The sequence below is a fragment of the Kitasatospora albolonga genome, from assembly GCA_002082585.1.
GTDB lineage: Bacteria > Actinomycetota > Actinomycetes > Streptomycetales > Streptomycetaceae > Streptomyces > Streptomyces stephensoniae.
Genome location: CP020563.1, coordinates 4544833 through 4568354 on the forward strand (window position 1 = coordinate 4544833; position 23522 = coordinate 4568354).

The 23522-nt window shown below is 74.1% G+C and carries 17 protein-coding genes and 2 pseudogenes; 7 read left to right on the top strand and 12 right to left on the bottom strand.

What is annotated here, in order from left to right; translation table 11 throughout:
• Nucleotides 1-9: 9 nt before the first annotated feature.
• Genes B7C62_19895 through B7C62_19905 form a run of 3 tightly spaced genes read left to right on the top strand, consistent with a single transcriptional unit; the run spans nt 10 to nt 2377 of the window.
• Nucleotides 10-759 (top strand): hypothetical protein, encoded by a 750-nt coding sequence (locus tag B7C62_19895; protein ARF77279.1) that lies wholly within the window; start codon nt 10-12, stop codon nt 757-759.
• A gap of 56 nt (nt 760-815) precedes the next feature.
• Nucleotides 816-1508 carry an allophanate hydrolase gene (locus tag B7C62_19900; protein ARF77280.1) on the top strand — a complete coding sequence of 231 codons (693 nt, stop codon included), beginning with the start codon at nt 816-818 and terminating at the stop codon, nt 1506-1508.
• The gene (locus tag B7C62_19905; GenBank protein ARF74247.1) at nt 1505-2377 is read left to right on the top strand and encodes an allophanate hydrolase; all 873 of its coding nucleotides are present in this window, start codon (nt 1505-1507) and stop codon (nt 2375-2377) included. Before B7C62_19900 ends, B7C62_19905 begins: the two co-directional genes overlap by 4 nt.
• A 4-nt stretch (nt 2378-2381) precedes the next feature.
• Here the strand turns inward: B7C62_19905 and B7C62_19910 are convergent, their stop codons facing one another.
• On the bottom strand, nt 2382-4667 hold the full coding sequence (locus B7C62_19910; protein ARF74248.1) for a copper-translocating P-type ATPase: 2286 nt from the start codon (nt 4665-4667) through the stop codon (nt 2382-2384).
• A 248-nt stretch (nt 4668-4915) separates the two neighbouring features.
• Between B7C62_19910 and B7C62_19915 the strand changes: the two genes are divergently transcribed.
• On the top strand, nt 4916-5605 hold the full coding sequence (locus tag B7C62_19915; protein ARF74249.1) for a copper homeostasis protein CutC: 690 nt from the start codon (nt 4916-4918) through the stop codon (nt 5603-5605).
• A gap of 52 nt (nt 5606-5657) precedes the next feature.
• Here the strand turns inward: B7C62_19915 and B7C62_19920 are convergent, their stop codons facing one another.
• Nucleotides 5658-7742: an AAA family ATPase gene (locus B7C62_19920; protein ID ARF74250.1), complete on the bottom strand. Its 2085-nt coding sequence runs from the start codon at nt 7740-7742 to the stop codon at nt 5658-5660.
• A gap of 358 nt (nt 7743-8100) precedes the next feature.
• Between B7C62_19920 and B7C62_19925 the strand changes: the two genes are divergently transcribed.
• Nucleotides 8101-8292, top strand: a complete 192-nt coding sequence (locus B7C62_19925) for a hypothetical protein (protein ID ARF74251.1) — start codon at nt 8101-8103, stop codon at nt 8290-8292.
• A gap of 24 nt (nt 8293-8316) precedes the next feature.
• Here the strand turns inward: B7C62_19925 and B7C62_19930 are convergent, their stop codons facing one another.
• The 7 genes and pseudogenes from B7C62_19930 to B7C62_19960 form a co-directional block, all read right to left on the bottom strand.
• The gene (locus B7C62_19930; GenBank protein ARF74252.1) at nt 8317-9375 is read right to left on the bottom strand and encodes an acetyltransferase; all 1059 of its coding nucleotides are present in this window, start codon (nt 9373-9375) and stop codon (nt 8317-8319) included.
• Complete coding sequence (locus B7C62_19935) at nt 9372-11465, bottom strand: ABC transporter permease (protein ID ARF74253.1); 2094 nt, start codon at nt 11463-11465, stop codon at nt 9372-9374. The genes B7C62_19930 and B7C62_19935 overlap by 4 nt, the downstream gene beginning before the upstream one ends.
• A 17-nt stretch (nt 11466-11482) precedes the next feature.
• On the bottom strand, nt 11483-12544 hold the full coding sequence (locus B7C62_19940) for a Fe3+-hydroxamate ABC transporter (GenBank protein ID ARF74254.1): 1062 nt from the start codon (nt 12542-12544) through the stop codon (nt 11483-11485).
• Nucleotides 12541-13434, bottom strand: a complete 894-nt coding sequence (locus B7C62_19945) for an iron ABC transporter (GenBank protein ID ARF74255.1) — start codon at nt 13432-13434, stop codon at nt 12541-12543. The genes B7C62_19940 and B7C62_19945 overlap by 4 nt, the downstream gene beginning before the upstream one ends.
• 181 nt (nt 13435-13615) lie before the next feature.
• Nucleotides 13616-14470, bottom strand: a complete 855-nt coding sequence (locus B7C62_19950) for an AraC family transcriptional regulator (protein ID ARF77281.1) — start codon at nt 14468-14470, stop codon at nt 13616-13618.
• 173 nt (nt 14471-14643) lie between these two features.
• Nucleotides 14644-16284 (bottom strand): helicase, encoded by a 1641-nt coding sequence (locus tag B7C62_19955; GenBank protein ARF74256.1) that lies wholly within the window; start codon nt 16282-16284, stop codon nt 14644-14646.
• A 243-nt stretch (nt 16285-16527) separates the two neighbouring features.
• Nucleotides 16528-17028: pseudogene (locus tag B7C62_19960) on the bottom strand (MarR family transcriptional regulator).
• 107 nt (nt 17029-17135) lie between these two features.
• Here B7C62_19960 and B7C62_19965 point away from each other — a divergent pair.
• Nucleotides 17136-17588 (top strand): hypothetical protein, encoded by a 453-nt coding sequence (locus tag B7C62_19965; GenBank protein ID ARF74257.1) that lies wholly within the window; start codon nt 17136-17138, stop codon nt 17586-17588.
• A 7-nt stretch (nt 17589-17595) separates the two neighbouring features.
• Here the strand turns inward: B7C62_19965 and B7C62_19970 are convergent, their stop codons facing one another.
• Together B7C62_19970 and B7C62_19975 are read right to left on the bottom strand one after the other, a co-directional pair.
• Nucleotides 17596-18348: a hypothetical protein gene (locus B7C62_19970; GenBank protein ID ARF74258.1), complete on the bottom strand. Its 753-nt coding sequence runs from the start codon at nt 18346-18348 to the stop codon at nt 17596-17598.
• A gap of 90 nt (nt 18349-18438) precedes the next feature.
• The gene (locus B7C62_19975) at nt 18439-20898 is read right to left on the bottom strand and encodes a DNA-binding protein (protein ID ARF74259.1); all 2460 of its coding nucleotides are present in this window, start codon (nt 20896-20898) and stop codon (nt 18439-18441) included.
• A 63-nt stretch (nt 20899-20961) separates the two neighbouring features.
• On the opposite strand from B7C62_19975, the pseudogene B7C62_19980 reads away from it, so the two are divergent.
• Nucleotides 20962-22251: pseudogene (locus B7C62_19980) on the top strand (hypothetical protein).
• Between the two features lie 278 nt (nt 22252-22529).
• On the opposite strand, the gene B7C62_19985 reads toward B7C62_19980, so the two are convergent.
• Nucleotides 22530-23522, bottom strand: a complete 993-nt coding sequence (locus B7C62_19985; protein ID ARF74260.1) for an iron-siderophore ABC transporter substrate-binding protein — start codon at nt 23520-23522, stop codon at nt 22530-22532.

Genomic DNA, 23522 nt, shown 5'->3' on the forward strand with positions numbered 1-23522 from the left:
CCCGTGAAGATGGACCTGAACGCGGACCTCGGCGAGGGCTTCGGCCGCTGGACCCTGACCGACGACGAAGCGCTCCTCGCCTGCGTCACCAGCGCCAACGTGGCGTGCGGCTTCCACGCGGGCGACGCCTCCGTCATGCGGCGGGTCTGCGACGCGGCGGCGGCGAACGGCGTACGGATCGGGGCGCAGGTCTCCTACCGGGACCTGGCCGGGTTCGGGCGCCGCTCGATGGATGTGCCGTCCGACGAGCTGACCGCCGAGATCGCCTACCAGATAGGCGCCCTGCGGGTGTTCGCCGAGGCGGCCGGTTCCACCGTCTCGTACGTCAAACCGCACGGCGCCCTCTACAACCGGACCGTCCACGACGAGCAGCAGGCCGCCGCCGTCGTCGCGGGCGTCCGGCTCGCGGGCGGCGGCCTCACCGTCCTCGGGCTCCCCGGCTCCCACCTGCTCGTCCACGCCTCCGCCGCCGGACTGCCCGCCGTGGAGGAGGCGTTCGCGGACCGCGCGTACACCGCGCGGGGCACCCTGGTCCCGCGCGGCGAGCCGGGCGCGGTGGTGCACGACGCCGACGAGGTCGTACGCCGGAGCGTCGGCCTGGCGCTCGACCGCGCGGTCACCGGGGCGGACGGCGGCCGGATACCGGTGGAGGCCCGCTCGCTCTGCGTCCACGGGGACACCCCGGGCGCCGCCGCCCTCGCGCGCCGGGTGCGGGAGGCGCTGGAGGGGGCGGGCGTGCGGGTCGAGGCGTTCACGTGAGGATGGAGAGCGGCGGTACGGAGGGGGCGGGCGGGACGGAGGCGTACGGGATACGCGTGCTGCCCGCCGGGCCGCACGCCCTCCTCGTCGAACTGGCCGACGGCGAACGCGCCGAAGCCTTCCACGCCGAGCTGCTCCGCAGGCGTGAGCGCGGCGCACTCCCCGGCGTACGCGAGATCGTCCCCGGCGCGCGGACCGTGCTGCTCGACGGCATCGAGGACGGTACGGGGCGTGAGGGGCGCGTTCCGGCAGGCCGGGGCCGGGCCCGGGACCGGCTCGCGTGTGACCTCCTCTCCTGGCCGATACCGCCTCTGCGCCGCGAGGAACAGGACGCCGTCGAGATCCCCGTCGTCTACGACGGCCCCGATCTGGAAGAGGTCGCCGCGCTCTGGGGCGTCCGCGCCGACGAGGTGCCCGGCCTCCACTCCCGTACCGCGTTCCGGGTGGCCTTCTGCGGGTTCGCGCCCGGGTTCGGGTATCTCACCGGGCTGCCCGAGCGGCTGTACGTGCCCCGGCGCGCGACCCCGCGCACGAGGGTTCCGGCCGGGGCGCTGGCCCTCGCCGGGCCGTACACCGGGGTCTACCCGCGCCCTTCGCCCGGCGGCTGGCAGCTCATCGGGCGGATGGTGGACCCGGCGGTTCTCTGGGACCCGCGCAGGGAACCGGCGGCGCTGCTGGGGCCGGGCACCCGGGTGCGGTTCGTGGTCCCGGAGCCCGTGCCCCCGCCTCGTACGGAGCCGCGCCGATGACTGCCGTACGGAACGGGCTCCTCCACGTTGTCCGCCCCGGCGCCCTCACCACCGTCCAGGACGCGGGCCGCCCCGGCTGGGCGCACCTCGGCGTCGGGCGGTCCGGGGCGCTGGACGCGCCCGCCGCCCGGCTGGCCAACCGGCTGGCGGGCAATGCGCCGGGCGCCGCCCTCCTGGAGACCACCGTCACCGGGTGCGCCGTCCGCCCCGACCGGCCCGTGGTGGCCGTCGTCGGCGGTGCGGGGTGCCGGGTGACCGTCGACGGGCGGCCCGTGGCGTGGGGCGCGCCCGTACGGGTTCCGGCGGGCGCGGTGCTGGACGTGGGACCCGCGCTCCACGGCGTACGCGGCTATCTGGCGTTCGCGGGCGGCCTGGAGCCGGACCCGGTGCTGGGCAGCCGCTCGGCCGACCTCCTCTCGGGGATCGGCCCGGCCCCGCTGAGCGAAGGCGACACGCTGCCCCTGGGCGAACCGGCCGGCCGGCCACCGGCGTACGGCCCCACCGCCCCCTGGCCCGGTGCTCCGGCCGAGCTGGTCCTCCCGCTCCACCCCGGCCCGCGCGACACCTGGTTCACGCCCGCCGCGCTCCACACGCTCACCACCGCCGCCTACCGGGTCTCCCCGCACAGCAACCGCATCGGCCTCCGCACCGAAGGGCCCGCTCTGGAGCGGGCCCGCGAGGGTGAACTGCCCAGCGAGGGCATGGTGCTGGGGGCGATCCAGGTTCCCCCGGACGGCCTCCCCGTCGTCTTCCTCAACGACCACCCGACGACCGGCGGCTATCCGGTCGTCGGCGTCGTACCGGAAACCGCCCTCGCCAAGGCGGCGCAGGCGGTTCCGGGCACCCCGGTGCGGTTCGTACGGGCCTGAACCCTCACGCTCCCCTGAAGCCGCGCAGCCGCAGCGAGTTGCCGACCACGAACACCGACGAGAACGCCATCGCGGCCCCGGCGATCATCGGGCTGAGGAGCCCCGCGGCGGCCAGCGGCAGTGCGGCGACGTTGTAGGCGAAGGCCCAGAACAGGTTCGTCCGGATCGTGGAGAGGGTGCGGCGCGCGAGCCGGATGGCGTCGGCGGCGGCCCGCAGGTCTCCCCGTACGAGGGTGAGGTCACCGGCCTCGATCGCGGCATCCGTCCCCGTACCCATGGCCAGGCCCAGATCGGCCTGGGCGAGCGCGGCGGCGTCGTTGACCCCATCGCCGACCATGGCGACCGAACGGCCTTCGGCCTGGAGGCGCTTGACGACGTCGACCTTGTCCTCGGGCATGACCTCGGCGTACACCTCGTCGATGCCGACCTCGCGGGCCACGGCGTCGGCCACCGCCCGGTTGTCGCCGGTCAGGAGGATCGGGGTGAGCCCGAGGGCGCGCAGCCGCCGCACGGCCTCGGCGCTGGTGTCCTTCACCGCGTCCGCGACCTCCAGGACCGCCCGCGCCTCCCCGTCCCACGCGACCGTGATCGCCGTCCGCCCGGCGCTCTCCGACTCGGCCTTGGCGCGCGCCAGTTCGGCTGGCAGGCGGATCTCCCACTCGGCCAGCAGCTTCTCCCGGCCGACGAGGACGGCGTGGCCGTCCACCACACCCTGGACGCCGAGTCCGGGGACGTTGGCGAAGCTTTCCGGGGCGGGGAGGGTGGCCCCGCCCAGCCGCTCGACGGCGCCTGCTGCCACGGCCTGGGCGATGGGGTGTTCGGAGGAGTGCTCCACCGCACCGGCCAGTCGCAGGACGTCGTTCTCGTCGGTGCCGTCGGCGGTGTGTACGGCGAGCAGGGTCATCTTCCCCGTCGTGACGGTGCCGGTCTTGTCGAGGACGATGGTGTCGGCGCGGCGGGTGGTTTCGAGGACTTCGGGGCCCTTGATGAGGATGCCGAGCTGGGCGCCGCGGCCGGTGCCGACCATGAGCGCGGTCGGAGTGGCCAGTCCGAGGGCGCAGGGGCAGGCGATGATCAGGACCGCGACGGCCGCCGTGAACGCCGCCGTGAGTCCGGCGCCGCTGCCCAGCCAGAAGCCCAGCGTCCCCAGGGACAGGGCGATGACGATCGGGACGAAAACGGCGGAGATACGGTCGGCGAGGCGCTGGGCGGCGGCCTTGCCGTTCTGTGCGTCCTCGACCAGGCGGGCCATGCGGGCGAGTTGGGTGTCGGAGCCGATCCGGGTGGCTTCGATGACGAGGCGTCCGCCCGCGTTGATGGTGGCTCCGGTGACGGAGTCCCCGACGGCGACCTCCACGGGCACGGACTCGCCCGTCAGCATCGAGGCGTCCACGGCCGAACTGCCCTCGACCACCCTGCCGTCGGTCGCGATCTTCTCCGCGGGCCGGACCAGGAAGCGGTCCCCGACCTGGAGTTCGGCGGTCGGCACGGTCACCTCGCGCCCCTCGCGCAGGACGGTGACCTCCTTCGCGCCCAGCTCCATGAGGGCCTTGAGCGCGGCTCCGGCCTTCCGCTTGGAGCGGGCCTCGAACCAGCGCCCGGCGAGGATGAAGGCGGTCACCCCGGCGGCGGCCTCCAGGTAGATGTTCCCGGCGCCGTCGCCGCGCGCGATGGTCAGCTCGAACGGGTGGGTCATCCCCGTCATCCCCGCCGTACCGAAGAACAGCGCCCACACCGACCACAGGAACGCGGCCGATGTCCCGACCGAGATCAGCGTGTCCATCGTCGCCGCGCCGTGCTTGAGGTTGGTCCAGGCGGCGCGGTGGAAGGGCCAGCCCGCGTAGACGACGACCGGTGCGGCGAGGGTCAGGGAGAGCCACTGCCAGTAGTCGAACTGGAGGGCCGGGATCATCGCCATCGCGATGACCGGGACGGCGAGGACGACCGAGGTGACCAGGCGCTGACGGAGGGCGGTGAGCCCGTCGTCGGGTTCGGACTCCGCCGTTCCGCCCTCCTTCGCCGCCGTCGGGGGTGGCGGTTCCTGGGCGGTGTAGCCGGTGGCCTCGACGGTGGAGATCAGATCCTGTACGGAGACGTCCTCGCCCCGGTACGTCACCTTCGCCTTCTCGGTGGCGTAGTTGACGGTCGCCTCCACGCCGTCCATCCGGTTCAGCTTCTTCTCGATGCGGGCCGCGCAGGAGGCGCAGGTCATACCGCCGATGGTGAGCTCGACGGTGCCGGTGCCGACGGCCGGGGCGGTGCCGGGGGTGGTGGCGGATTGCGTGGGCACGGGGCCTCCTCGGGGCGGGCTTTGATACCCCTAGGGGGTATCTCTTCCTCTCTCCATGTATACCCCCCTCCCCTATGAAGCGCAAGGCGCGCCGGGAGGCGCCTGCGGGGTGGGCTCGCGCATCTCCGCGATCATGCGTTCAGATGGAGGGCTGTGCGGCCGACGGGCCGCCCCGTAGGCTGGCCATTGGACTAGACCTGTAGCCGCGCACAGCTGCGGACAACCGCGTATCGGAGGAATGGGGACCCATGAGCAACCGTGCAGTCCTGGAGGTGATCGCTCTCGACGCGGAGGACGCGGTCGCCGCCCAGGCAGGTGGTGCAGACCGCCTCGAACTGGTCACCGACATGGCCGCGGACGGCCTGACGCCGTCCCGGGAGACCTTCGCGGCGATCCGGTCCGCCGTGGACATCCCGCTGCGCGTCATGCTCAGGCTGGCGGACGGCTTCGCCGCCGGTGACATCGAGGCGCTGGCCCGCAGGGCCCTCGAACTGCGGGCGGAGGGCGCCGAGGAGTTCGTGCTCGGCTTCCTCGACGAGGACGGCCACGCCGACCTCGTGGCCGTCGAGCGGATCGTCGCCCAGCTGGACGGCAGCCCCTGGACCTTCCACCGCGCGATCGACCGGGCCGCCGACCGCGACGCCCTGCGCAAGCAGCTCGCGGACCTGCCCGGCCTGGACACGTTCCTCACGGCGGGTTCGCCGGACGGGGTCGACACGGGCATCCCGACGCTCCTCGCCGAGGCCGCCCGCGGCGGCGAGCCCGGGTACGCGGCGCAGATCCTGGTGGGCGGCGGCCTCCAGCTGCACCATCTGCCGCGGCTGCGGGCGGCGGGGATCGACGCCTTCCACATCGGCGGCGCGGCCCGCCCGTCCGGCTGGTCGGCCCCGGTGGACGCGGCGGCGGTACGGGAGTGGCGCGAGGCGCTCGACGCCTGAGTGCGCAGGGGGCGGGAGCCGCACAGGTCCCGCCCCCGCCCCGTCCCCGTATCTACCCCAGCGCCTCCGGCAGCGGCGCCGCGTGGACGACCGTCAGCCCCGACACCGCACGGGTCAGCGCCACGTACAGCCGCCGCAGCCCGGTCCGCTCGTCCGGTTCGCCGTCCACCACGGCCGCCGGTTCGTCGAGCACCACGTAGTCGTACTCCAGCCCCTTCGCCAGCGACGCGGGCACCAGCGTCAGCCGGGACGCGGCGGTGGTCTCCTCACCGGGCGAGAGGTACGCGTGCCCCGCCGCCTCCAGCGCCGCGCCCAGCACCGGAATCCGGGCGTCGGCGGCGATCAGCCCGATGGACCCCTCGTGCCGCAGCGACTCCTCGCAGGCGGCGACCACGGCCGCGTCCAGTTCCGCCGCCCCGCCCGGCACCTCCCGTACGGCCAAAGACCCCGGCGACTCCCGCACCGACTCCACCGCCGCGAGACCCGGCGAGATCGCGGGCAGCAGCCGGGAGGCGTACGCGATCACCTCGCGCGGCACACGGAATCCGGCGGTCAGCTCCTCCACCACCGCGTCCGCCTTCCCCAGGTGGAACAGGGCCTCGTCCCAGCTCTCCGTGGACCACGGCGTCGTCCCCTGCGCGAGGTCCCCGAGCACGGTGGCGGAACCGGTCGAGCAGCGCCGCCCCACCGCCCGGTACTGCATCGGGGAGAGGTCCTGCGCCTCGTCGAGCACGACATGGCCGAGCGAGTGCGTACGGGCCACCAGGTCGCGGGCCTCGTCGATCAGCACCGCGTCCGCCGCCGACCACTTGGCCGACCGCACGCTCCGGGCGGGCTTCGCCCACAGGATCAGCTTCTGCTCGTCCTCGGTGAGCAGCCCCTCCGCGTGGGCGGCGAGGAACTCCGGGTCGGCCAGCAGCCGCAGCACCAGCTTCTCCGGGTCGACGGCGGGCCAGATCGCCTTCACGGCCGCCTTCACCGCCGGGTTGCGGGCCACGGTGTTCTGCACCCGGTCGTCCGGCGCCTCTCCCGCCTCCTCCATCCGTACGAGGACGGCGTGCGCGATCCGCTGCGGCAGGGCCTCGTGGGCGGAGCCGTACCGCATGTCCCGGGCGAGCAGCTCCTCGACCATCTCCTCGATCTCGTACGCGGGCACGCGCCAGCGCCGCGACCCGCGCACGACCACGACGGGCTCGGTCGGGGTGGTGACATGCGAGCGGACGGCCCGCCGCAGCACCTCGGCCATCCGGGCGTCGCCCTTGACGACGGCGGCGGCCGCGTCGTCGCTGCCGCGCACCGCCACCCCCGCCGTCACCAGGTCGTCCACGGTGGCCTGCTTGACCTCCAGCTCACCGAGGGCGGGCAGGACCTGCTCGATGTAGTGGAGGAAGGACCGGTTCGGCCCGATGACGAGGGTGCCGGTCCGGGCCAGCCGCTCACGGTGCGCGTACAGCAGGAAGGCCACCCGGTGCAGGCCGACGGCGGTCTTCCCGGTGCCGGGGCCGCCCTGCACGCAGACGGTCCCGCCGAGGCCGCTGCGGACGATCTCGTCCTGCTCGGGCTGGATGGTGGCCACGATGTCGCGCATCGGCCCGACGCGGGGCCGCTCGATCTCCGCCTGGAGGAGCCGGCTGGTGTGCGCCGCCTCGGCGGGGTCGGTGAGGTGCTCGTCCTCGTACGCGGTGAGCTCGCCGCCCGTGTACCCGAAGCGGCGGCGGAGCCCGACGTCCTGGGGGTTCTTCGGGGACGCCTGGTAGTACGGCTGGGAGACCGGGGCCCGCCAGTCGATGACCATCGGGTCCCCGGCGGCGTCGTGGACGTGCCTGCGCCCGATGTAGAACCGCTCGCCCTCCGCGCCCTCGGCCAGCTCGCCGCCGACGGCGTGGAGGTAGTCGAGGCGGCCGAAGAACAGGGGGGTGTGGGAGAGGTCGGCGAGCGCCTTGATGCGGTCGTCGATCTGGGACTGGAGCACGGCGGCGTTGACCCAGTTCGCGGTGACATCGCGGATGTCGAGCGCCTGGACGTCCTCGCGCATCGCCCGCAGGGCGGCCCGGGACGCGGCGAGATGGGCGCGTTCGTGCGCCAGGGGGTCGGCGGGGTCGGGGGTGGAGTCGCTTTCTGCTACGTGCGCGGGCACGGTGTTGCCTCCGGCTCTTCAACGCAGGACGGCGGACCGTTCGTCGACCCCGGCGGGAGCCGGAGCAGGACAGTCCGCTCGGAAGGTTCGTTCGCGTGTGTCGGCCGGTTTCCGTCCGGTCGGCGGCGCTCCCGGGGCCGTTGACGCGGCGCGGGAGGCGGGCAGACCGGCGATTGTAGCCACAGGGCGGGGCGGCGGCGAAACGGAATTCGGGCTTCGCCCACGCCGGTACGACGAGCCAGGGGTACCCGTAGGGGATGTGCACGGGCCGAGGGGTACTGGAGAGCTACGCGCCCGGCGTGCGGGTTCCGTCTGCGGGCCGACGCGGCCGAACGGGTGACGGGAGCACCATGGATACATGAGCACAACGACTCTGAACCCACGCAGGACCGGCCCCGCGCACGGCGCGACCGCGGTCACCGGTCACCACCGACCCCATCGCGTCGGAGACGCGGTGCGCGCCGTGAAGGTGTTCGTGACGACGGCGTTCAGCGTGGTCATCCTGGGGGAGTACGCGGAAGGGGCCGGAGTCCTCGGCCGAGGCCGCTGAGCTTCCCGAAGCACCCCCGGGTTCTTACTGGTGCCCGATGCGCACCGCGCCCCGGACGCGGTCCGGCCCGACCAGGGACATCGCGTCGAGCGAGCCGTCGGGAACGGGCAGCAGATGGGCGTCGACCCAGGTCTCTCCGGCGGCCTCGTTGAACCACGGGTCCTCCACCACCACCGCCCCCGGCACCACCCCGTGACACAGCACCCAGTGCGGCACGTCGAACCCCTGCATCACGGCCAGCGACACGAGAAGCAGCACATGCTCCCGTCGGCCGACCGTGTCCCGGAGCCCGGCCAGGGACAGCCGCCGCCCCTCGACCGGGACGCCGAGCCGACCGGCGTCCGCCCGTGACACCCGCTGGAGCACGGCCCGCCACGCCCGCTCGTCCCCGGAGAGATGGTCGAGCAGGACGGGCCCGTCCGTGTCGAGGAACACCTCGACCGGCGAGGACGGCCACCGGCGGCGTACCGCGACACCCAGCCCCACCGGCTCGCACGCGGCGAAGTTGGTCGCGTCCCGCCACAGGGTCAGCTCCGCCTCACGGTCGAGCGCCTCCCGCCGCTCCACGCCCGCGTGCGCCTGCGCGACCAGGGCGGTGACGGCGCCGCAGGTGAAGTCGGTGCTCTGCCGGTAGTACGGCGGTGGCCCGGCAACCCCGTCCCTCCACCCGCCCTCGCCTCCGCCTCCGCCCAGCCACCGCACATACCCGGCCCCGGGCCCGTCCGCCCCCGGCCCGGGCGGCAGTCGCAGCGGGGCGAAGCCCGCCGCACCGGCCTCCCCGGCGCTCGCCGTCCACCCCTCCCACTTGACCTGCGCGAGGCCCTGCCCGTACGCGTACGCGACGACGGCCGCCACCGCCTTCGGCACATCCCCCACCGCGTCCACGATCTTCACGTAGGCGGTACCGGGGCGCGCCGTCACCAGCGCGGCACCGCCCCCGTCGGCCGTGCCCACCAGGCGGGGAGCGTGCGGGGAACGGTCCACCGCGCCCCAGCGCTCCAGCACCTCGGGCGGGGCGATCCGCCGCACCGCGTCGGGCCACGCGCCGGGCCCGTACGGGATCACGGCGTACGTCGACGTCATGCGCGGGACCTCCGGAGCAGCCAGACGAAGTACGGGGCGCCGACCAGGGCGACCATGAGCCCGGCGGGGATCTGGGCGGGCGCGATGAGCGTGCGGCCCAGGGTGTCGGCCACGCAGACCAGCACCCCGCCGATGAGCATCGCGACCGGGATCACGCGGCCGTGCCGGGCGCCGACGAGGGACCGGGCGAGGTGCGGGGCGACGAGCCCGACGAAGCCGACGACACCGATCGCGATCACGCCGAGCGCCGCGAGCACGGCGGCGACCGTGAGCGAGGCGAAGCGGGTGCGGGCCGGGCTGACGCCGAGGATGCGCGGGGTGTCCTCGTCGACGGCGAGCAGGTCGAGCTGACGGCGCATCGAGAGCAGCAGCGGCAGGGCGGCCAGCAGACCGGCCGCGACCGGGACGACATCGGGGAGCGAGCGCCCGTACGTCGTCCCCGAGAGCCAGGTGAGGATGCGGGGCGTGTTCCACGGGTCGGCGCGCAGGAGGAGGAAGGTCGAGACGGCGCTGAGCCCGTACCCGCAGCCGATGCCGATCAGGACGAACCGGTCGGGCAGGAAGCCGCCGCGCCAGGCCAGCAGGGCGATCAGCGCGAACGTGGCGAGGCCCGTGGCGACGGCGGCCGCGATGAGCACCGGCCGCCCGCCGGGCAGGTCCGACGTCACGACGGCCACCGCGCCGAGCCCGGCCCCCGCCGTGATGCCGAGCACGCCCGGCTCCGCCAGCGGGTTGCGTACCGCGCTCTGCACGGCGCACCCGGCAAGACCGAGCGCCGCGCCCGCGAGCACCGCGGCGGCCACCCGGGGCATCCGGTCGTCGAGCGCGCGCCCGACCAGGTCGGGGGCGGTGCCCTGCGCCCAGAGGACGAGGTCCCCGGTGCGCAGCCAGAGGCTTCCGGCCAGCACCCCCACCAGCACGGCTCCGGCCAGGAGCACCACCGCGACGGACACCACCAGCAGGAACGACCGGCGGGACCGGGTGGCGGCCCGGGCCTGCGGGGGCTGCCGGACCGGCCCCGCGTCCCGCAGGCGGAGCGCGAGGACGACGATCACGACGGCGCCGAGCAGCGCGGTCGGGATGCCCGTGGGGACGGAGGCGGCGCCCTCGGCCCCGAGCACCGCGCGCAGCGCCGCGTCCGCGAGCAGGACGAGCAGCGCGCCGAGCAGCCCGGCGCCGGGCACCAGCAGCGCGTGCCGGTGCAGGGCCCGTACGCGTACGGCGATCAGCCGGGCCAGCACCGGGGCGCCGAGCCCGACGAACGCGATCGGGCCCGCGAGGGTCACCGCCGTGCTGGTCAGGAGGACGGCGCAGAGCACCGCGGCCGTACGGGTCGCCCGGACCGGCACGCCGAGCGCGGCCGCGGTGTCCTCGCCGAGGCCCAGCACGTCCAGCTTCCGGGAGAGCGCGAGGGCGGCGCACAGCACCGCGGCCACCAGCGGGATCGCGCGCGTCGACGCGTCGATGTTCAGCTGCGCGAGGGAGCCGCTGCCCCAGGCGAAGAGGCCGGTGGTGTTCCGGTCGAAGAGGATGAGCAGCATCGCGGTCGCCGCTTCCAGCGCCATCGCCGTCGCCGATCCGGCGAGGACGAGGCGCGTTCCGGAGGTCCCCGCCGTACGGCCCGTGAGGGCGAGCACGAGGACCGCCGCGAGCAGACCGCCCGCGAAGGCGACCGCGCCGGAGGCCCAGAGCGGCACGGTGAGCCCGAAGGCGGCGACGGCCGACAGCGTGAAGTAGGCCCCGGCGGTGACCGCGAGGGTGTCCGGCGACGCGAGCGCGTTACGGGTGACGGACTGGAGCAGCGCCCCGGCGGCACCGAGGGCGAACCCCACCGCCACGCCCGCGAGCAGCCGGGGCAGCCGCGACCCGGCGACGATGTCCCCGACCGGCACCCCGCCGATGTCCTCCCGCGCCCCGGCGGCGTACCGGACCAGGTCCCACATGCCCGCGCCGGAGGTCCCCTGCGTCAGATGCCAGAGGCCCACCAGCACGATCGCGGCGGCGAGGAGCCCGAGGACGGCGGCCCCGGCGAAGCGGCTGCCGCCGCTCACCGGGGCCGGTGCCTCCGTGACCGGGGCCGGAGCGCTCACTTCGTGGTGCTGAACGCTCACTTCTTGGTCAGGACATCGACGTACGCGTCGATCGCCTGCTCGCACGAGCGCGGCCCGCCCGCGCCCCAGACCCGGGCGGGGAAGCTGTGCGCCCGGCCTTCCTTCACGGCGGGGAGCGACTTCCAGACCGGGTTCTTCCGGAGGGCCTTGACGTACCCTCCGGCGCCTTCGTCGTTGGCGTAGAAGAGGTTCGCCCTGCCGACGGCGGTCAGCCCTTCGACGTCGGTCTGCGCCAGCCCGTACGAGGGGTCGACGCCCCCGTCCCCGTACGCCTTGTTGATGTCGTCGGTCCAGGCGGCCTTCATGCCCAGCTCCTCGCCGATCGCGGTGAACAGGGCGGCCTCACCGTACGGGCGGACCGTGAGGTTGCCGCCCTGGAGCCAGCCGTCGAAGAACAGGAAGTCCTTCGTCGGCAGATCGGCGTCGGCCACCTGCTTCTTGGCCTCCGCGAGGCGGTCGTCGAACTGGCTGATGACCTGCTTCGCCCGCTCGGTGCGCCCCGTGGCCTCGCCGATCAGGTTGAACACGTCCCGTACGTTGCCGATGGGGTCCTCGGGGTTGGCGCCCCGGGTGGCGATGACGGGTATGCCCCGCTTCTCCAGGGCGACCAGGGTCTCGTCCTTTGCGTCGAACGCCTCCACGACGACGAGGTCGGGCTCGGCGGCGGCGAGCGTGTCGAGGTCGGGCTCCTCGCGGGTTCCGATGTCCGTCACGCCCTGGGGGAGCTTCTCCGCGCTGACCCAGGTCCGGTAGCCCTTGGCGTCGGAGACCGCGACGGGCGTGACGCAGAGGGTGAGGGCGTCCTCGACCTGCTGCCACTCCGTGACGGCGATGCGCTGCGCGGGCTTGTCCAGCTTCACCTTCCGGCCGAGGCTGTCGGTGAGGGTCACCGGCTCCGCCGAGGTCGCCGTGGTGTCCCCGGCGCAGTCCTTGGAGGCCGGGGAGGCGGCGGCACCGGCCTCGGGCGTCTTCACGTCGGTGGTGCCGCAGGCCGTGGCGGCAAGGACGACGGCGAGCCCGGTGGCGGCTGACGCCATGAGGCGGTGGGCGCGGATCATGAGGGGTCCTCTTCTTCTCTGTTACTGCCGGTGGGAGTGGTCGGGGCGGTGGGGGCCGGATGGCGCCCGACGGGGTCGATGCGGACCCGGCCCGTGCGCGGGTCGACGCCCGCCTCGACGCGGATGTCGTAGACCTCGCCGATGTTCTTCGCGGTGAGGACGTCGGCGGGCGGCCCGGTGGCGTGCACGCGGCCGGAGCGCATGAGGACGAGGGTGTCCGCGACGCGCGCGGCGTGGTCGAGGTCGTGCAGCACGATGCCGACGGCGATGCCGTGGTCCTGGACGAGGTCGCGCACCAGGTCGAGCGTCTCGATCTGGTAGCGCAGGTCCAGGTGGTTCGTCGGCTCGTCCAGCAGCACGACACCGGTGTTCTGCGCCAGGCAGGCGGCGAGCCACACACGCTGCATCTCGCCGCCGGAGAGCTCCCCGGCGGCGCGGGCCGCCATGTCCCGTACGCCGGTGGCGTCCATCGCGTACGCGACCGCCGCGCGGTCCGCCGCCGAGAGCCCGGAGAAGCCGCGCCGGTAGGGGTGGCGGCCGAACGCGACGACCTCCGCCACCGTCAGCCCCTGCGGAGCGGGCCGCGACTGGGAGAACAGCGTGACCTCGCGGGCGAACTCCCGCCCGCTGAGGAGGGAGACCGCCCGCTCGGGCTCGCCACCACCGTCGCTGCTGCCGCCGAGTGTCACCCGGCCGCCGTCGACCTGGTGCAGCCGGGCGAGCGAGCGCAGCAGCGTGGACTTGCCGCTGCCGTTGGGTCCCACCAGGGCGGTCGCGCGACCGGGCTCCAGTGTCAGCGAGATGCCGTGCACGACGGGCGTCCTTCCGTACCGCAGGACCAGGTCGTGCCCGTTGAGGGCGGCCGGGGGCGGGGAAGGGCTGCTGCGCATGGGAGGGTCCGGTCGTGTCGAGGGAGGGGGGTGCGAGGGCACCCCGGGCGCCGCGCGTCGCCGACCGGGCTGCCGGCTCTCCTGGGAGCTGTCCTGGCCCGATGACGATCACCTGCGGCGGGCAACAACTAAGGGTTGCCTAAGTCCCTGGAAGGCTATATTCCGCCTGGAGTGTCGGCAATCAGGAGTTGGAGACAGCTGATACGGCGTTCCGGACACCGGGAGCGCCGGAAGGGCCGACGGCCACGGAGGCACCGCCCTCCGGGCCCTCCGCACTCGTACGGGAGAACGCCCCCGGTGTCGTCCCCATGACCCGCCGGAACGCGGCGATGAACGTGCTGGTCTGCGCATAGCCCAGCAGCAGGGCGACGGTCTGCACGTCGAACCCCTCGGAGAGCAGCGTCAACGCCCGGTGGACGCGCAGCGCCTGCCGCCACTGGGCGAAGGACAGCCCGGTGGAGTGGCGGAACGCGCGGGTGATCGTCCGGTCGCTGGTGCCGAGCGCCCGCGCCCACTCCTCCAGCGACCGGGGGTCGGAGGGGTCCTCCAGCAGGGTTTCGGCGATCACGTCGATCCGGGCGTCACCGGGCAGCTGGAGCGCGAGCTGACGCTCCGAGGGCAGCAGTACGTCGAACACGACGGACTCCGCCCGCGCCCGGGCCGCCGCGTCGAGGTCCGTACGGACGAGATGGGTGAGCAACGACTCCAGCAGCGGGGTCATCTCGATGGCGGTCGGCCCGTCGAACGCGACCGGCGTGCGCTCGGGGGCGAAGAAGGCGTCGTGGAACGCGACGCCCGCCGTCAGCCGCCCCCCGTGCACCACCCCGGCGGGCATCCACAGCCCCTGCCCCTCGGAGACGGTGAACACCCGGTCCGCGACCCGGGACACCAGGGTTCCGCCGCGCACCCAGACCAGTTCGTGCAGGGGGTGGGTGTGCGGCTCCCACTCGGTGGGGACGCCGGAGACATGGGACTCGGCGATGATCGCGAACGGGGCGTCGGCCCCCGGCGGAACGGCCGAGGCCCGGCACGTCACGGTGCCGGGCTCCCGCGACCAGGTCCCGACGCCGGTGACGCCGACGTTGCCGACACCGACGCCGGTGACGCCGACGTTTCCGGCACCGACGCCGGTGACGTCGGCACCGGCGGCGAGGTCAGGGGGACGAGGGGACATGGGCCGACTGTATCCAGCTCCAGCTCCAGCTCTGTCTAGCTCTCCGCCAGCAGCTCGTCCGCGTCGACGATGCGGTACGCGTACCCCTGCTCGGCCAGGAACCGCTGGCGGTGCGCCGCGAAGTCCTGGTCGATGGTGTCGCGGGCGACGACCGAGTAGAACCGCGCCTCGTGCCCGTCGGCCTTCGGCCGCAGGACGCGCCCCAGCCGCTGGGCCTCCTCCTGGCGCGACCCGAACGTTCCGGAGACCTGGATGGCGACGGTGGCCTCCGGCAGGTCGATGGAGAAGTTGGCGACCTTGGAGACGACGAGGACGCTGATCTCCCCGTTCCGGAACGCGTCGAAGAGCTTCTCGCGCTGGGCGTTGCTGGTCTCGCCCTTGATGACGGGCGCGTCCAGGTGTTCCCCCAGCTCGTCCAGCTGGTCGATGTACTGCCCGATGACGAGGGTCTGCTCGCCCCGGTGCTTCCGTACGAGCGCCTCGGTGACCTTCCGCTTGGTGGCGGTGGTGGCGCAGAAGCGGTACTTCTCCTCCGCCTCGGCGGTGGCGTACGCGAGCCGCTCGGAGTCGGTGAGGTTGACCCGTACCTCCACGCAGTCGGCGGGCGCGATGTAGCCCTGCGCCTCGATCTCCTTCCACGGGGCGTCGAACCGCTTGGGCCCGATGAGCGAGAACACGTCGGACTCGCGGCCGTCCTCCCGTACGAGGGTGGCGGTGAGGCCGAGCCGCCGCCGGGCCTGGAGGTCGGCGGTGAACTTGAAGACGGGCGCGGGCAGCAGGTGGACCTCGTCGTAGACGACGAGCCCCCAGTCCCGGGAGTCGAAGAGTTCGAGGTGCGGGTAAATCCCCTTCCTGCGGGTGGTCAGCACCTGGTAGGTGGCGATGGTGACCGGCCGGATCTCCTTCCTCGTCCCGCTGTACTCGCCGATCTCGTCCTCGGTGAGTGAGGTCCGCTTCACCAGCTCGTGCTTCCACTGGCGGGCGGAGACGGTGTTGGTGACGAGGATGAGGGTCGTGGCCTTGGCCTCCGCCATGGCACCGGCGCCGACGAGCGTCTTCCCGGCCCCGCAGGGCAGCACGACCACGCCCGACCCACCGTGCCAGAACCCCTCCACTGCCTGCTTCTGGTACGGCCGCAGGGCCCAGCCGTCCTCGGCCAGCTCGATCGGATGGGCCTCGCCGTCCACGTACCCCGCAAGATCCTCGGCGGGCCAGCCCAGCTTGAGCAGGGTCTGCTTGATCTGCCCGCGCTCGGAGGGGTGCACGGCCACGGTGTCCGGGTCGATCCGGGCGCCGACGAGCGGCTGCACCTTCTTCGACCGCAGGATCTCCTCCAGTACGGGCCGGTCGGTGGTGGTGAGGACGAGCCCGTGCACGGGGTGCTTGGAGAGGGTGAGCCGCCCGTAGCGGGCCATGGTCTCCGCGATGTCGACCAGGAGCGCGTGCGGCACGGGGTAGCGGGAGTACTCGACGAGGGCGTCGACGACCTGCTCGGCGTCGTGCCCGGCGGCGCGGGCGTTCCACAGGCCGAGCGGGGTGACCCGGTACGTATGGATGTGCTCGGGCGCCCGCTCCAGCTCGGCGAAGGGGGCGATGGCCCGGCGGCATGCCTCGGCCAGCTCGTGGTCGACCTCCAGGAGGAGCGTCTTGTCGCTCTGGACGATCAGGCAGGACACATGTACCTCCGGAAGTGGGATCGTCCCGCGGAGCGCCGGGGGCGCGGACAGCTTGCGGCTACGGCGGACGCTCACGCGAACAGAAGATTCTACCTCGCCGCCGCTTTTCCGGGCTGTGACCTGCTCCGGCCGCGACCGGTCCGATCACGCCGAGGCAGGCGGGCGCCCTTCGACCAGCCCTTCGACCAGTCCTCCGGCCCGCCCTTCGACCAGTCCTCCGGCCCGCCCTTCGGTCTGCCCTTCGACGGCGGCCAGCAGCTTCCGCAGGATCGCGTCGAAAGCGTGCGCCTCGTCCTCGGTGAGCAGCGAGAGGAGACGGTTCTCGTTGGCGGCGTGCTCGGTGACGGCGGCGTCGACGAGCGCGAGCCCCTCGGGCGTGAGGCCGATGCGCAGACTGCGGCGGTCGTCCGGATCGGCCCGCCGGGTGACGAGGCCGCGCGCCTCCAGCCGGTCGACGCGCTTGGTCATGCCCGCACGCGTGATGAGGAGGATCTCCGCGAGCTGCGAGGGCGGCATCTCGTGCGGAGCCCCCGTACGGCGGAGGCTCGCCAGGACGTCGAACTCCCCGCGGTCCAGGCCGTGGGCGGCGAAGACCGCGTCCACGTGACGGCTGCCGGCGATGTGGAGCCGGGCGAAGCGGGCCAGCGTGCCCATGGCGGCGAAGTCGAGGTCCGGCCGCTCGCGCTCCCAGTGGGCGACGGCGATGTCGGCGAAGTCGGGGGGAGTCCCGGGTCGGTCTGCCATACGGCGATGGTAACGCAACCGCTAACCGGTATATGGTCAACTGGTTAACTACATCGCGAAGGTGTCGCGAAGGTGTTCCGAAAGGCGCTCTGATGAAGCCCATAGCTGTGCGTTCCTCGGCCGTTGTGCAGGCTCCCGCCGGGTTCGTGTGGGATTTCCTCCACGTCTACGCCAATGACCTGGAGTGGCGTTCCGGCCTGGAGAAGATGGCCCAGACCCCGCCCGGCCCGGTGTGCGACGGGGCCAGGGTGGCGGAGTCCCTGCGCGTGCTGGGCAGAGTGGTGGAGAGCGTGGTCGAGGTCGCGGACGTGCGGGAGGGGCACTCCTTCACCTGGCGGGTGGTCGGCGACGCGACCGGGGACGGCGCGACCGCCGAGGGCAGCCGCACGGTGACCGCGACAGGGGAGACGTCCTGCCGGGTGGACATCGTCAAGCGCGTGACCCTGACGGGGAGCGACCGCCTCCTGCGCCCGGTGGTCGCGGCGGTGATCACACGCACGGAGCGCGGGGACCTCCGCCGGGTCAAGCACCTGCTGGAACGTTCCTGGCAGAGCCGCTGAGCCGGTCTCAGCGCCCGCGCCGCTGCGGCCCGAACCGCACGGGGACGCCCGGCGAGTACAGCACGCTCACCGGCTCCCCGACCGGCGCGGGCAGCCCTCCCGCCGCCACCAGATCCTCGTCGCACTCCAGCAGTTCCGCCCGGTGCAGGGGCCACCGGGGATGCACGTTGGGGAGATAGGCGGCCCGCCCGAGGAGCGAGGTGTGCAGGGCCCAACGGGCGGTCAGGAAGTGCTCCAGGGGAGTCGGTTCCCCGATCACCTCCCCGGCCCGCAGCACGATCCGGCTCCGCGCCCCCCGGGGCCCGGGCCACCGCCGCGTACTCGTGTACGTGAGGGTGTCCCCGGCCCGCTCGACCCCCATCCGCGCCCACACATACGGCAACCGGACCGCGACCCGCCCCACGAGCACGGGAATCAGCCGCGAGGCGTCGAGCGACCGGAAGACCACGGCCCGCCGCCCCCGCCCGTCCACCGAGTACAGCCGCACGTTGGTCTCCGGAAAGGACCCCAGATACGGCACCCCCGGCAGCCCGAGCACCCCCACCCGGTGCATCCGGAACGCCACGAGCCCCACGTACGTCGTCGTCCCGTCGAACGTGTCCGGCACGGTCCCCCGGGGCAGCAGCGGCGCCACGTCCGCCGGGTCCACCGCCCAGTGCAGGAACGCCAGATCCAGCCAGGACTGCGTGAGCAGCGGCCGCATGGGTGCGGCGGGCGGGTCGGGCGAGACGGGCTCGGGGTCCCGGTCAGGAGAGGACATGGCCGCAGCATCGCAGACGGCCGTGAAGGGCCCCGCGCAGACGGCCGCGAAAGGCCCTGTGCGGCCAGCTGTGAAGGGCCCCCTCCTTCCCTACGTCCCGTCCTCCGCCAGCTCCGCCACCCCCGTGATCCGGTGCAGCGGGTACGTGCGGACCTCGTCCGCCGTGTGGTCGTACCCCGTGACGAAGCCGCCCTCCACGCGGACCGGGGCGATCACGCGCTGGCTGGCCGCGCCCTCCGCGTTGACGTAGCCGATCCAGACGGCCGAGCCCGTCATCGCCGCCGCCTGGACCGTGGCCAGGGTCTCGGCGGGCGTGGTGCGGGGGAGGGAGCCGGGGGCGGAGGACGGGGTGTCGGCCGGTTCCTTGCGGGCCACAGTGGCGGCCGTGTCGCCCGCGCGGATGGCCCTTACCGCCGCGCCCAGGAGGGTGGCGTCGGGGGTCGGGGGGCCTTCGGGGACGGGGACGGGAGGGGTACGGGGCGGGGTGCGGCGGGCGCCCGCGCGGGTGATCAGGACGTCGCCCTCGGCGGATTCGGCGGCGGGGGCGTACCCCATCTCGCGGAGCGCCTCCAGGAGCGCGCCGGGGTCCGCCTGGGCGGCCAGGACCGTGGGGGCGAGGCGGCGCAGGCGCAGGCCCGTGGAGCGGCGGTCGGCCAGGATCTCGTTGAGGACCGCCTCGTCGTCGCAGCGTACGTACGCGGAGGCCGCCCCGATCCGCAGATGGCCGTGGCGGCGGGCCACGTCGTCGATCAGATAGCTCAGCGGCTGCGGCACCGGCGTACGGCTGTGCGCGGCCAGGAACGCGTGCAGGTCGGCCGCCGCCTGTCCGGCGTCCAGGGCGCGGCGGACGGAGCCCGGCGTGAAGCGGTAGACCGTCGCCCCGCCCTTCGACTCGACGTCCGCGAGGACGGAGAGCGTTTCGGCGAGCGGGCGTTCCAGGGGGCCCGGCGCCACCGCCGTCAGGTCCGCCTGGAGCAGCACGTGGTCCAGGGGTTCGGGGAGGAGGGGGGCCAGGAGCCGGGCAGCCGCCTCCTCGCCCTCGTCTTCGTTCAGCAGGGCGCGGGTGTGCGCCGCCAGCGCGCCCCGGCCCGTGATGCCCAGCAGCTCCGCCTCGTTCAGCGTCCAGAGCGCCAGGCGCGAGCGGAGGTCCGTACCGTCCCCGGAGGGCGCCGAACCCCGCAACGGGCGTTCCCAGCGCAGCCGTCGCAGCAGCGTCTCCGGGTCCGGGGCCGTGCCGGGAGGCAGTTCGGTGAAGAGGGCCAGGACCCGGCGGCGTACGTCGGGCGCGGCCGAGCGGTCCAGCTCCGGGCCCAGCGCGGAGAGGGCCCGGCCCTTCACGTCCTGGCCGCCGACCAGGCCCGGCACCCGGGTGGCCGGGAGCCAGGCGGCGGCCAGATGGGTCCAGCGGTCCTGGGTGGGGAGGTCGAGCCACTCGTCGTACGCGGGGGTCGGCGCGTACCGCTCGTCCGTCTCCCCGTCGGAGGCCAGCAGCCCGGCCGCGTAAGCCAGTTCGACCCAGAACGCGGCGATCGGCTCCGGCACGTCCAGCGCGGTCGCCGCCCGTTTCAGCTCCCGTACGCTCAGGCCGCCCGCGCGCAGGATCGGCGGGCCGCCGCCGTTCCAGAGCTTCAGCAGCTCCTCGACCGTGGACAGCGCGGTGAACGCCTGACCGGCCGCCGCCCTGTCCACAGCCTGTGGATCACGTTCGGCCGCCGCCGTGACGACCGGGGGGACCGGTTCGGGTACGCGGTGCGCGCGCCCGGCGCGCAGGTGGAGCGCCGCCTCGCGCGGCAGGACCACCGTGCGCGTCGAGACCGGCAGGAGCAGGCCCCGGTCCCGCAGCCACTTCACAGGGGGAGTGGGGTTGGGCGTGACCTCTCCGTACGGCGGGCCCCACACCAGCCGGTCCAGCACCGACAGCGCCTCCACCGGGGCCGTGTCCAGCAGCTCCGCCATCCGCGTCCGGTCCGTGAAGAGGGCGGACAGCGCCGCCACCGCCGAGACCGGGTCGTGCGTGGCGGGCAGGCCCGTCGCCGTCAGGATCTCCTGGAGGCGGCCCGGCGACATGCCCGCCGTCGCCTCCGCGACCGTGGGGCCCAGGCCCGTGGGGGAGGGGTGCTGCGGCGACGGGGCGAGCAGTTCGCGGGCCGTGCGCACCAGCCGCAGCCGTTCGTCCTCGCCCCAGACCAGGGCCTGTTCGCGCAGCGTCGCCAGCGCGCCCGGCAGCGCGGCCGTGACCGTGGCCCCCGCGTCGTCGCGCTGCTCGCCGTCGTCCAGCCCGTCGCCGGTGAGGAGCGAGAGCAGGGTGTCGTACGGGGCCGGGTCCGGCGCCACCGCCAGCGCCTCGGCCGTCTGGAGCGCGAACCGGTCCAGATGCTCCAGCGCGCGCACCACGGAGGCCCGCGTTCCGGCCCGGGTGGCGAGCTGGGTGATGTCGTTCGGCACCGGGTTGAGGAGGTCGGGGCGGGCACGCAGCAGCCCGGCCAGCGATTCGTCGCCCCGGGCGCGCAGGGCTTCGGCGAGCGTGCGCGGTGGTGTGGTCGTCCCCATCCGTCCCACGTTAGCCGCTGAAACGCTACCGTCGGGGCAGGGCCGCAAGAGGGGACGCACCGCGTGGGGATCGAGAGCGACCAGCTCGTCTACGACTACCTGAGCCGGGTCGGCGACCTGGCCCAGCAGCACCAGCTGTCGTCGGGCGCCCGGATGCGGCTCGTCTCGACGCTCCGGGGCGAGATCGACCGGCAGCGCGCCTCGGAGGGCGCGGACTCCCCGGCGGCGGTGCGGCGCATCATCGGCAGGCTCGGCACCCCGGACGAACTGGTCGGCGCGGCGGCGGAGTCGGGCGACGGGACGGTGCCGTTGCCGTCGCCCTCGGCGCGTACGGGGACGAGCGCGCGTACGGGCAGGGGTGCGCGTACGGGTGGGGACGCGGGCACGCGGGAGCAACGGCGTGCCGTTCCCCGGCCCCGGAGCGGATTCCTCCGCAAGGGCCCGAAGGGTCCGGGGGATTCGAAGGAACCGGGCCCCGCCGCTGCCCCCGCCTCTGAACCCGCCGCGCCTGCCGGTCCGAAAACCGGCCATGAAGCCGGAGCCGAAGCCGGTTCCGGGCGGGGCGCGTCGCGGCCCGCCCCGCCCGCCGCCGACCACCCTCGTACCGACCACTCCCGTACCGACCACCCCCGTACGGATCTCTCGAAGCCCCCCGCCCCCGACGCCACCCCCTGGCCCCACCCCTCCGCCCCCCACGTCCTCGGCCCCGATCAGCGGGGCGCGGGTGAGGACGACTGGTGGCGGCTGGAGCCCGGCCCCTTCGACGCCGGGACCGCCATCCCTGGGTTCTTCGGCGGCATCGAGGCCCCGGAGCTCCTCGGCAGACGGCCACCGAAGCCGGACGACGAGGAAGAAGCCGAGGAGAAGGAGGGCCAGGAAGAAAAGGAAGGGGACGAGGGAACCGCCCCCGAGGAGGAGACCCGCCGTACCCTCCGCATCCCGAGGCCGCGCCGCCGCAAGCCCGCCCCCGCCCCCGTCGTGGAGCCGGTCGCCGCCGCCGCCCCCGCCCCGCGCGGCGGCTTCGCGCACCCCCTGCTGCTCCTGGCCGCCCTGCTGCTGATCGCCGGAGTGGTCACCGGTTCGTGGATTCCGCTGGCGGGCGGCTGGCTCATCGCGTACGGCTCGCGGACCCTCTCCCGTACGGAGGCGAAGTGGGCGGCCCTCGGGCTGCCGGGCGTCGTCGTCGCCGGGGCGCTCGTCTGGGTGTGGGGGCGGCTGGACGGGCGCTGGGGCGAGCCCATCGAGGAGGGGGCGCTCGGTGAGGTGCTGACCGGCGCCTGGCCGGTCGTCGTCCGTATCGCCGCCGTCGCCTCCGCGCTCTACCTGGTGTGGCGGGCGCGGAGGCGGGCCTGAGGGGCCGGAAAGGCGGCTGCTCCGCCGGACTTGGCCTGGAGCTACGCCGCCGGACCGGCCCGGAGGTGCTTCGTCGGACCGGCCCGGAGCTACTCCGCCGGACCGGCCCGGAGCTGCTTCGTCGGACCGGCCCGGCGGCGGACCTGAGGGGCCTCGGCGGTCACTCCGCCGGGCTGGCCTGGAGGTGCTTCGTCGGACCGGCCCGGAGGCGGACCTGAGGAGCCTCGGCGGTCACTCCGCCGGACCGGTCGCGCAGGAGAGCCCGAAGGACCCTGCAGTCACTTCGTCAGGTTGGTCCGGAGCTCGCTGAGGATCTTGTCGGCGGCCGTGTAGCCGATGCCCTGAATCCACAGCTGGTCGTCGACCGCGAAGACCTTGCCGTTCTTGACCGCGTCCATGTTCTTCCACAGGCCGCTGCCGGTGGTCTGGGTCTCCTTGGACTTCTTCGGGTCGCCGTACGTCGAGTGGAAGATCACGTCCGCGTCCGCGAGGTCGATCTTCTCGGGGCTGACGTCGTAGCTGAAGCCGTCCGCCGCCTTGTCCGTGACGGCCGGGCGGCCGAGGCCCACGTCGGCGAGGATCGTGGCGATGTAGTTCTTCTTGCCGTAGATGCGGATGTCGGCGCCCTCGACGAACCGGACCATGTTGACCTCGGTCGCCGCCGCCTTCTCCTTGCCGCCGAGCGCCTTCGTCACATCGGCCACGTGCCGGGCGTAGTCGTCGGTGACCATCTTCGCCTCGGCCTTCTTGTTGAGGGCCTCCGCGTGGACCTGGAAGTTCTCCTTCCAGGGGTAGCCGGTGTTCTCCGTCATCACGGTCGGCGCGATCTTGGAGAGCTCGGCGTACTTGTCGCCGTGCCGGACCTTGCTGGTGAGGATGAGGTCGGGCTTGAGACCGGCGATGGCCTCCAGGTTCGGGGTCATCATCTGGCCGACGTCCGTGATGCCCGCGACCTGGTCCTTCGGCAGGTAGTTCAGGAAGCCCGACTGCACGTCCGCGTGGGTCGCGCCGACCGGCTTCACGCCGAGGGTGAGGACCGAGTCGAGCTCGGCGGAGTCCAGGACGACGACCCGTTCCGGGGTGGCCGGGACCTTCACGTCACCCATCGCCGTCTTCACCGTACGGGGAGCCCCGGCGGAGGCGTCGTCGGAGCCGGAGGAGCCGGACGCGGAGCCCGAGTCGGAGGAGAAGCCGCAGGCGGACAGGGTCAGGGCGGCGGCCACGGTCAGGGACGCGGCGGCCAGGGTGCGGGAGCGGTGCTGGAGGGTCAT

Bases quoted from the DNA above. Each gene is read 5' to 3' on its own strand.
- B7C62_19940 (ARF74254.1), bottom strand. From the start codon at position 12,544: ATGATCCGCGCCCACCGCCTCATGGCGTCAGCCGCCACCGGGCTCGCC.
- B7C62_19945 (ARF74255.1), bottom strand. From the start codon at position 13,434: ATGCGCAGCAGCCCTTCCCCGCCCCCGGCCGCCCTCAACGGGCACGAC.
- B7C62_19915 (ARF74249.1), top strand. From the start codon at position 4,916: ATGAGCAACCGTGCAGTCCTGGAGGTGATCGCTCTCGACGCGGAGGAC.
- B7C62_19930 (ARF74252.1), bottom strand. From the start codon at position 9,375: ATGACGTCGACGTACGCCGTGATCCCGTACGGGCCCGGCGCGTGGCCC.
- B7C62_19985 (ARF74260.1), bottom strand. From the start codon at position 23,522: ATGACCCTCCAGCACCGCTCCCGCACCCTGGCCGCCGCGTCCCTGACC.
- B7C62_19975 (ARF74259.1), bottom strand. From the start codon at position 20,898: ATGGGGACGACCACACCACCGCGCACGCTCGCCGAAGCCCTGCGCGCC.
- B7C62_19970 (ARF74258.1), bottom strand. From the start codon at position 18,348: ATGTCCTCTCCTGACCGGGACCCCGAGCCCGTCTCGCCCGACCCGCCC.
- B7C62_19895 (ARF77279.1), top strand. From the start codon at position 10: ATGGACCTGAACGCGGACCTCGGCGAGGGCTTCGGCCGCTGGACCCTG.
- B7C62_19905 (ARF74247.1), top strand. From the start codon at position 1,505: ATGACTGCCGTACGGAACGGGCTCCTCCACGTTGTCCGCCCCGGCGCC.
- B7C62_19925 (ARF74251.1), top strand. From the start codon at position 8,101: ATGAGCACAACGACTCTGAACCCACGCAGGACCGGCCCCGCGCACGGC.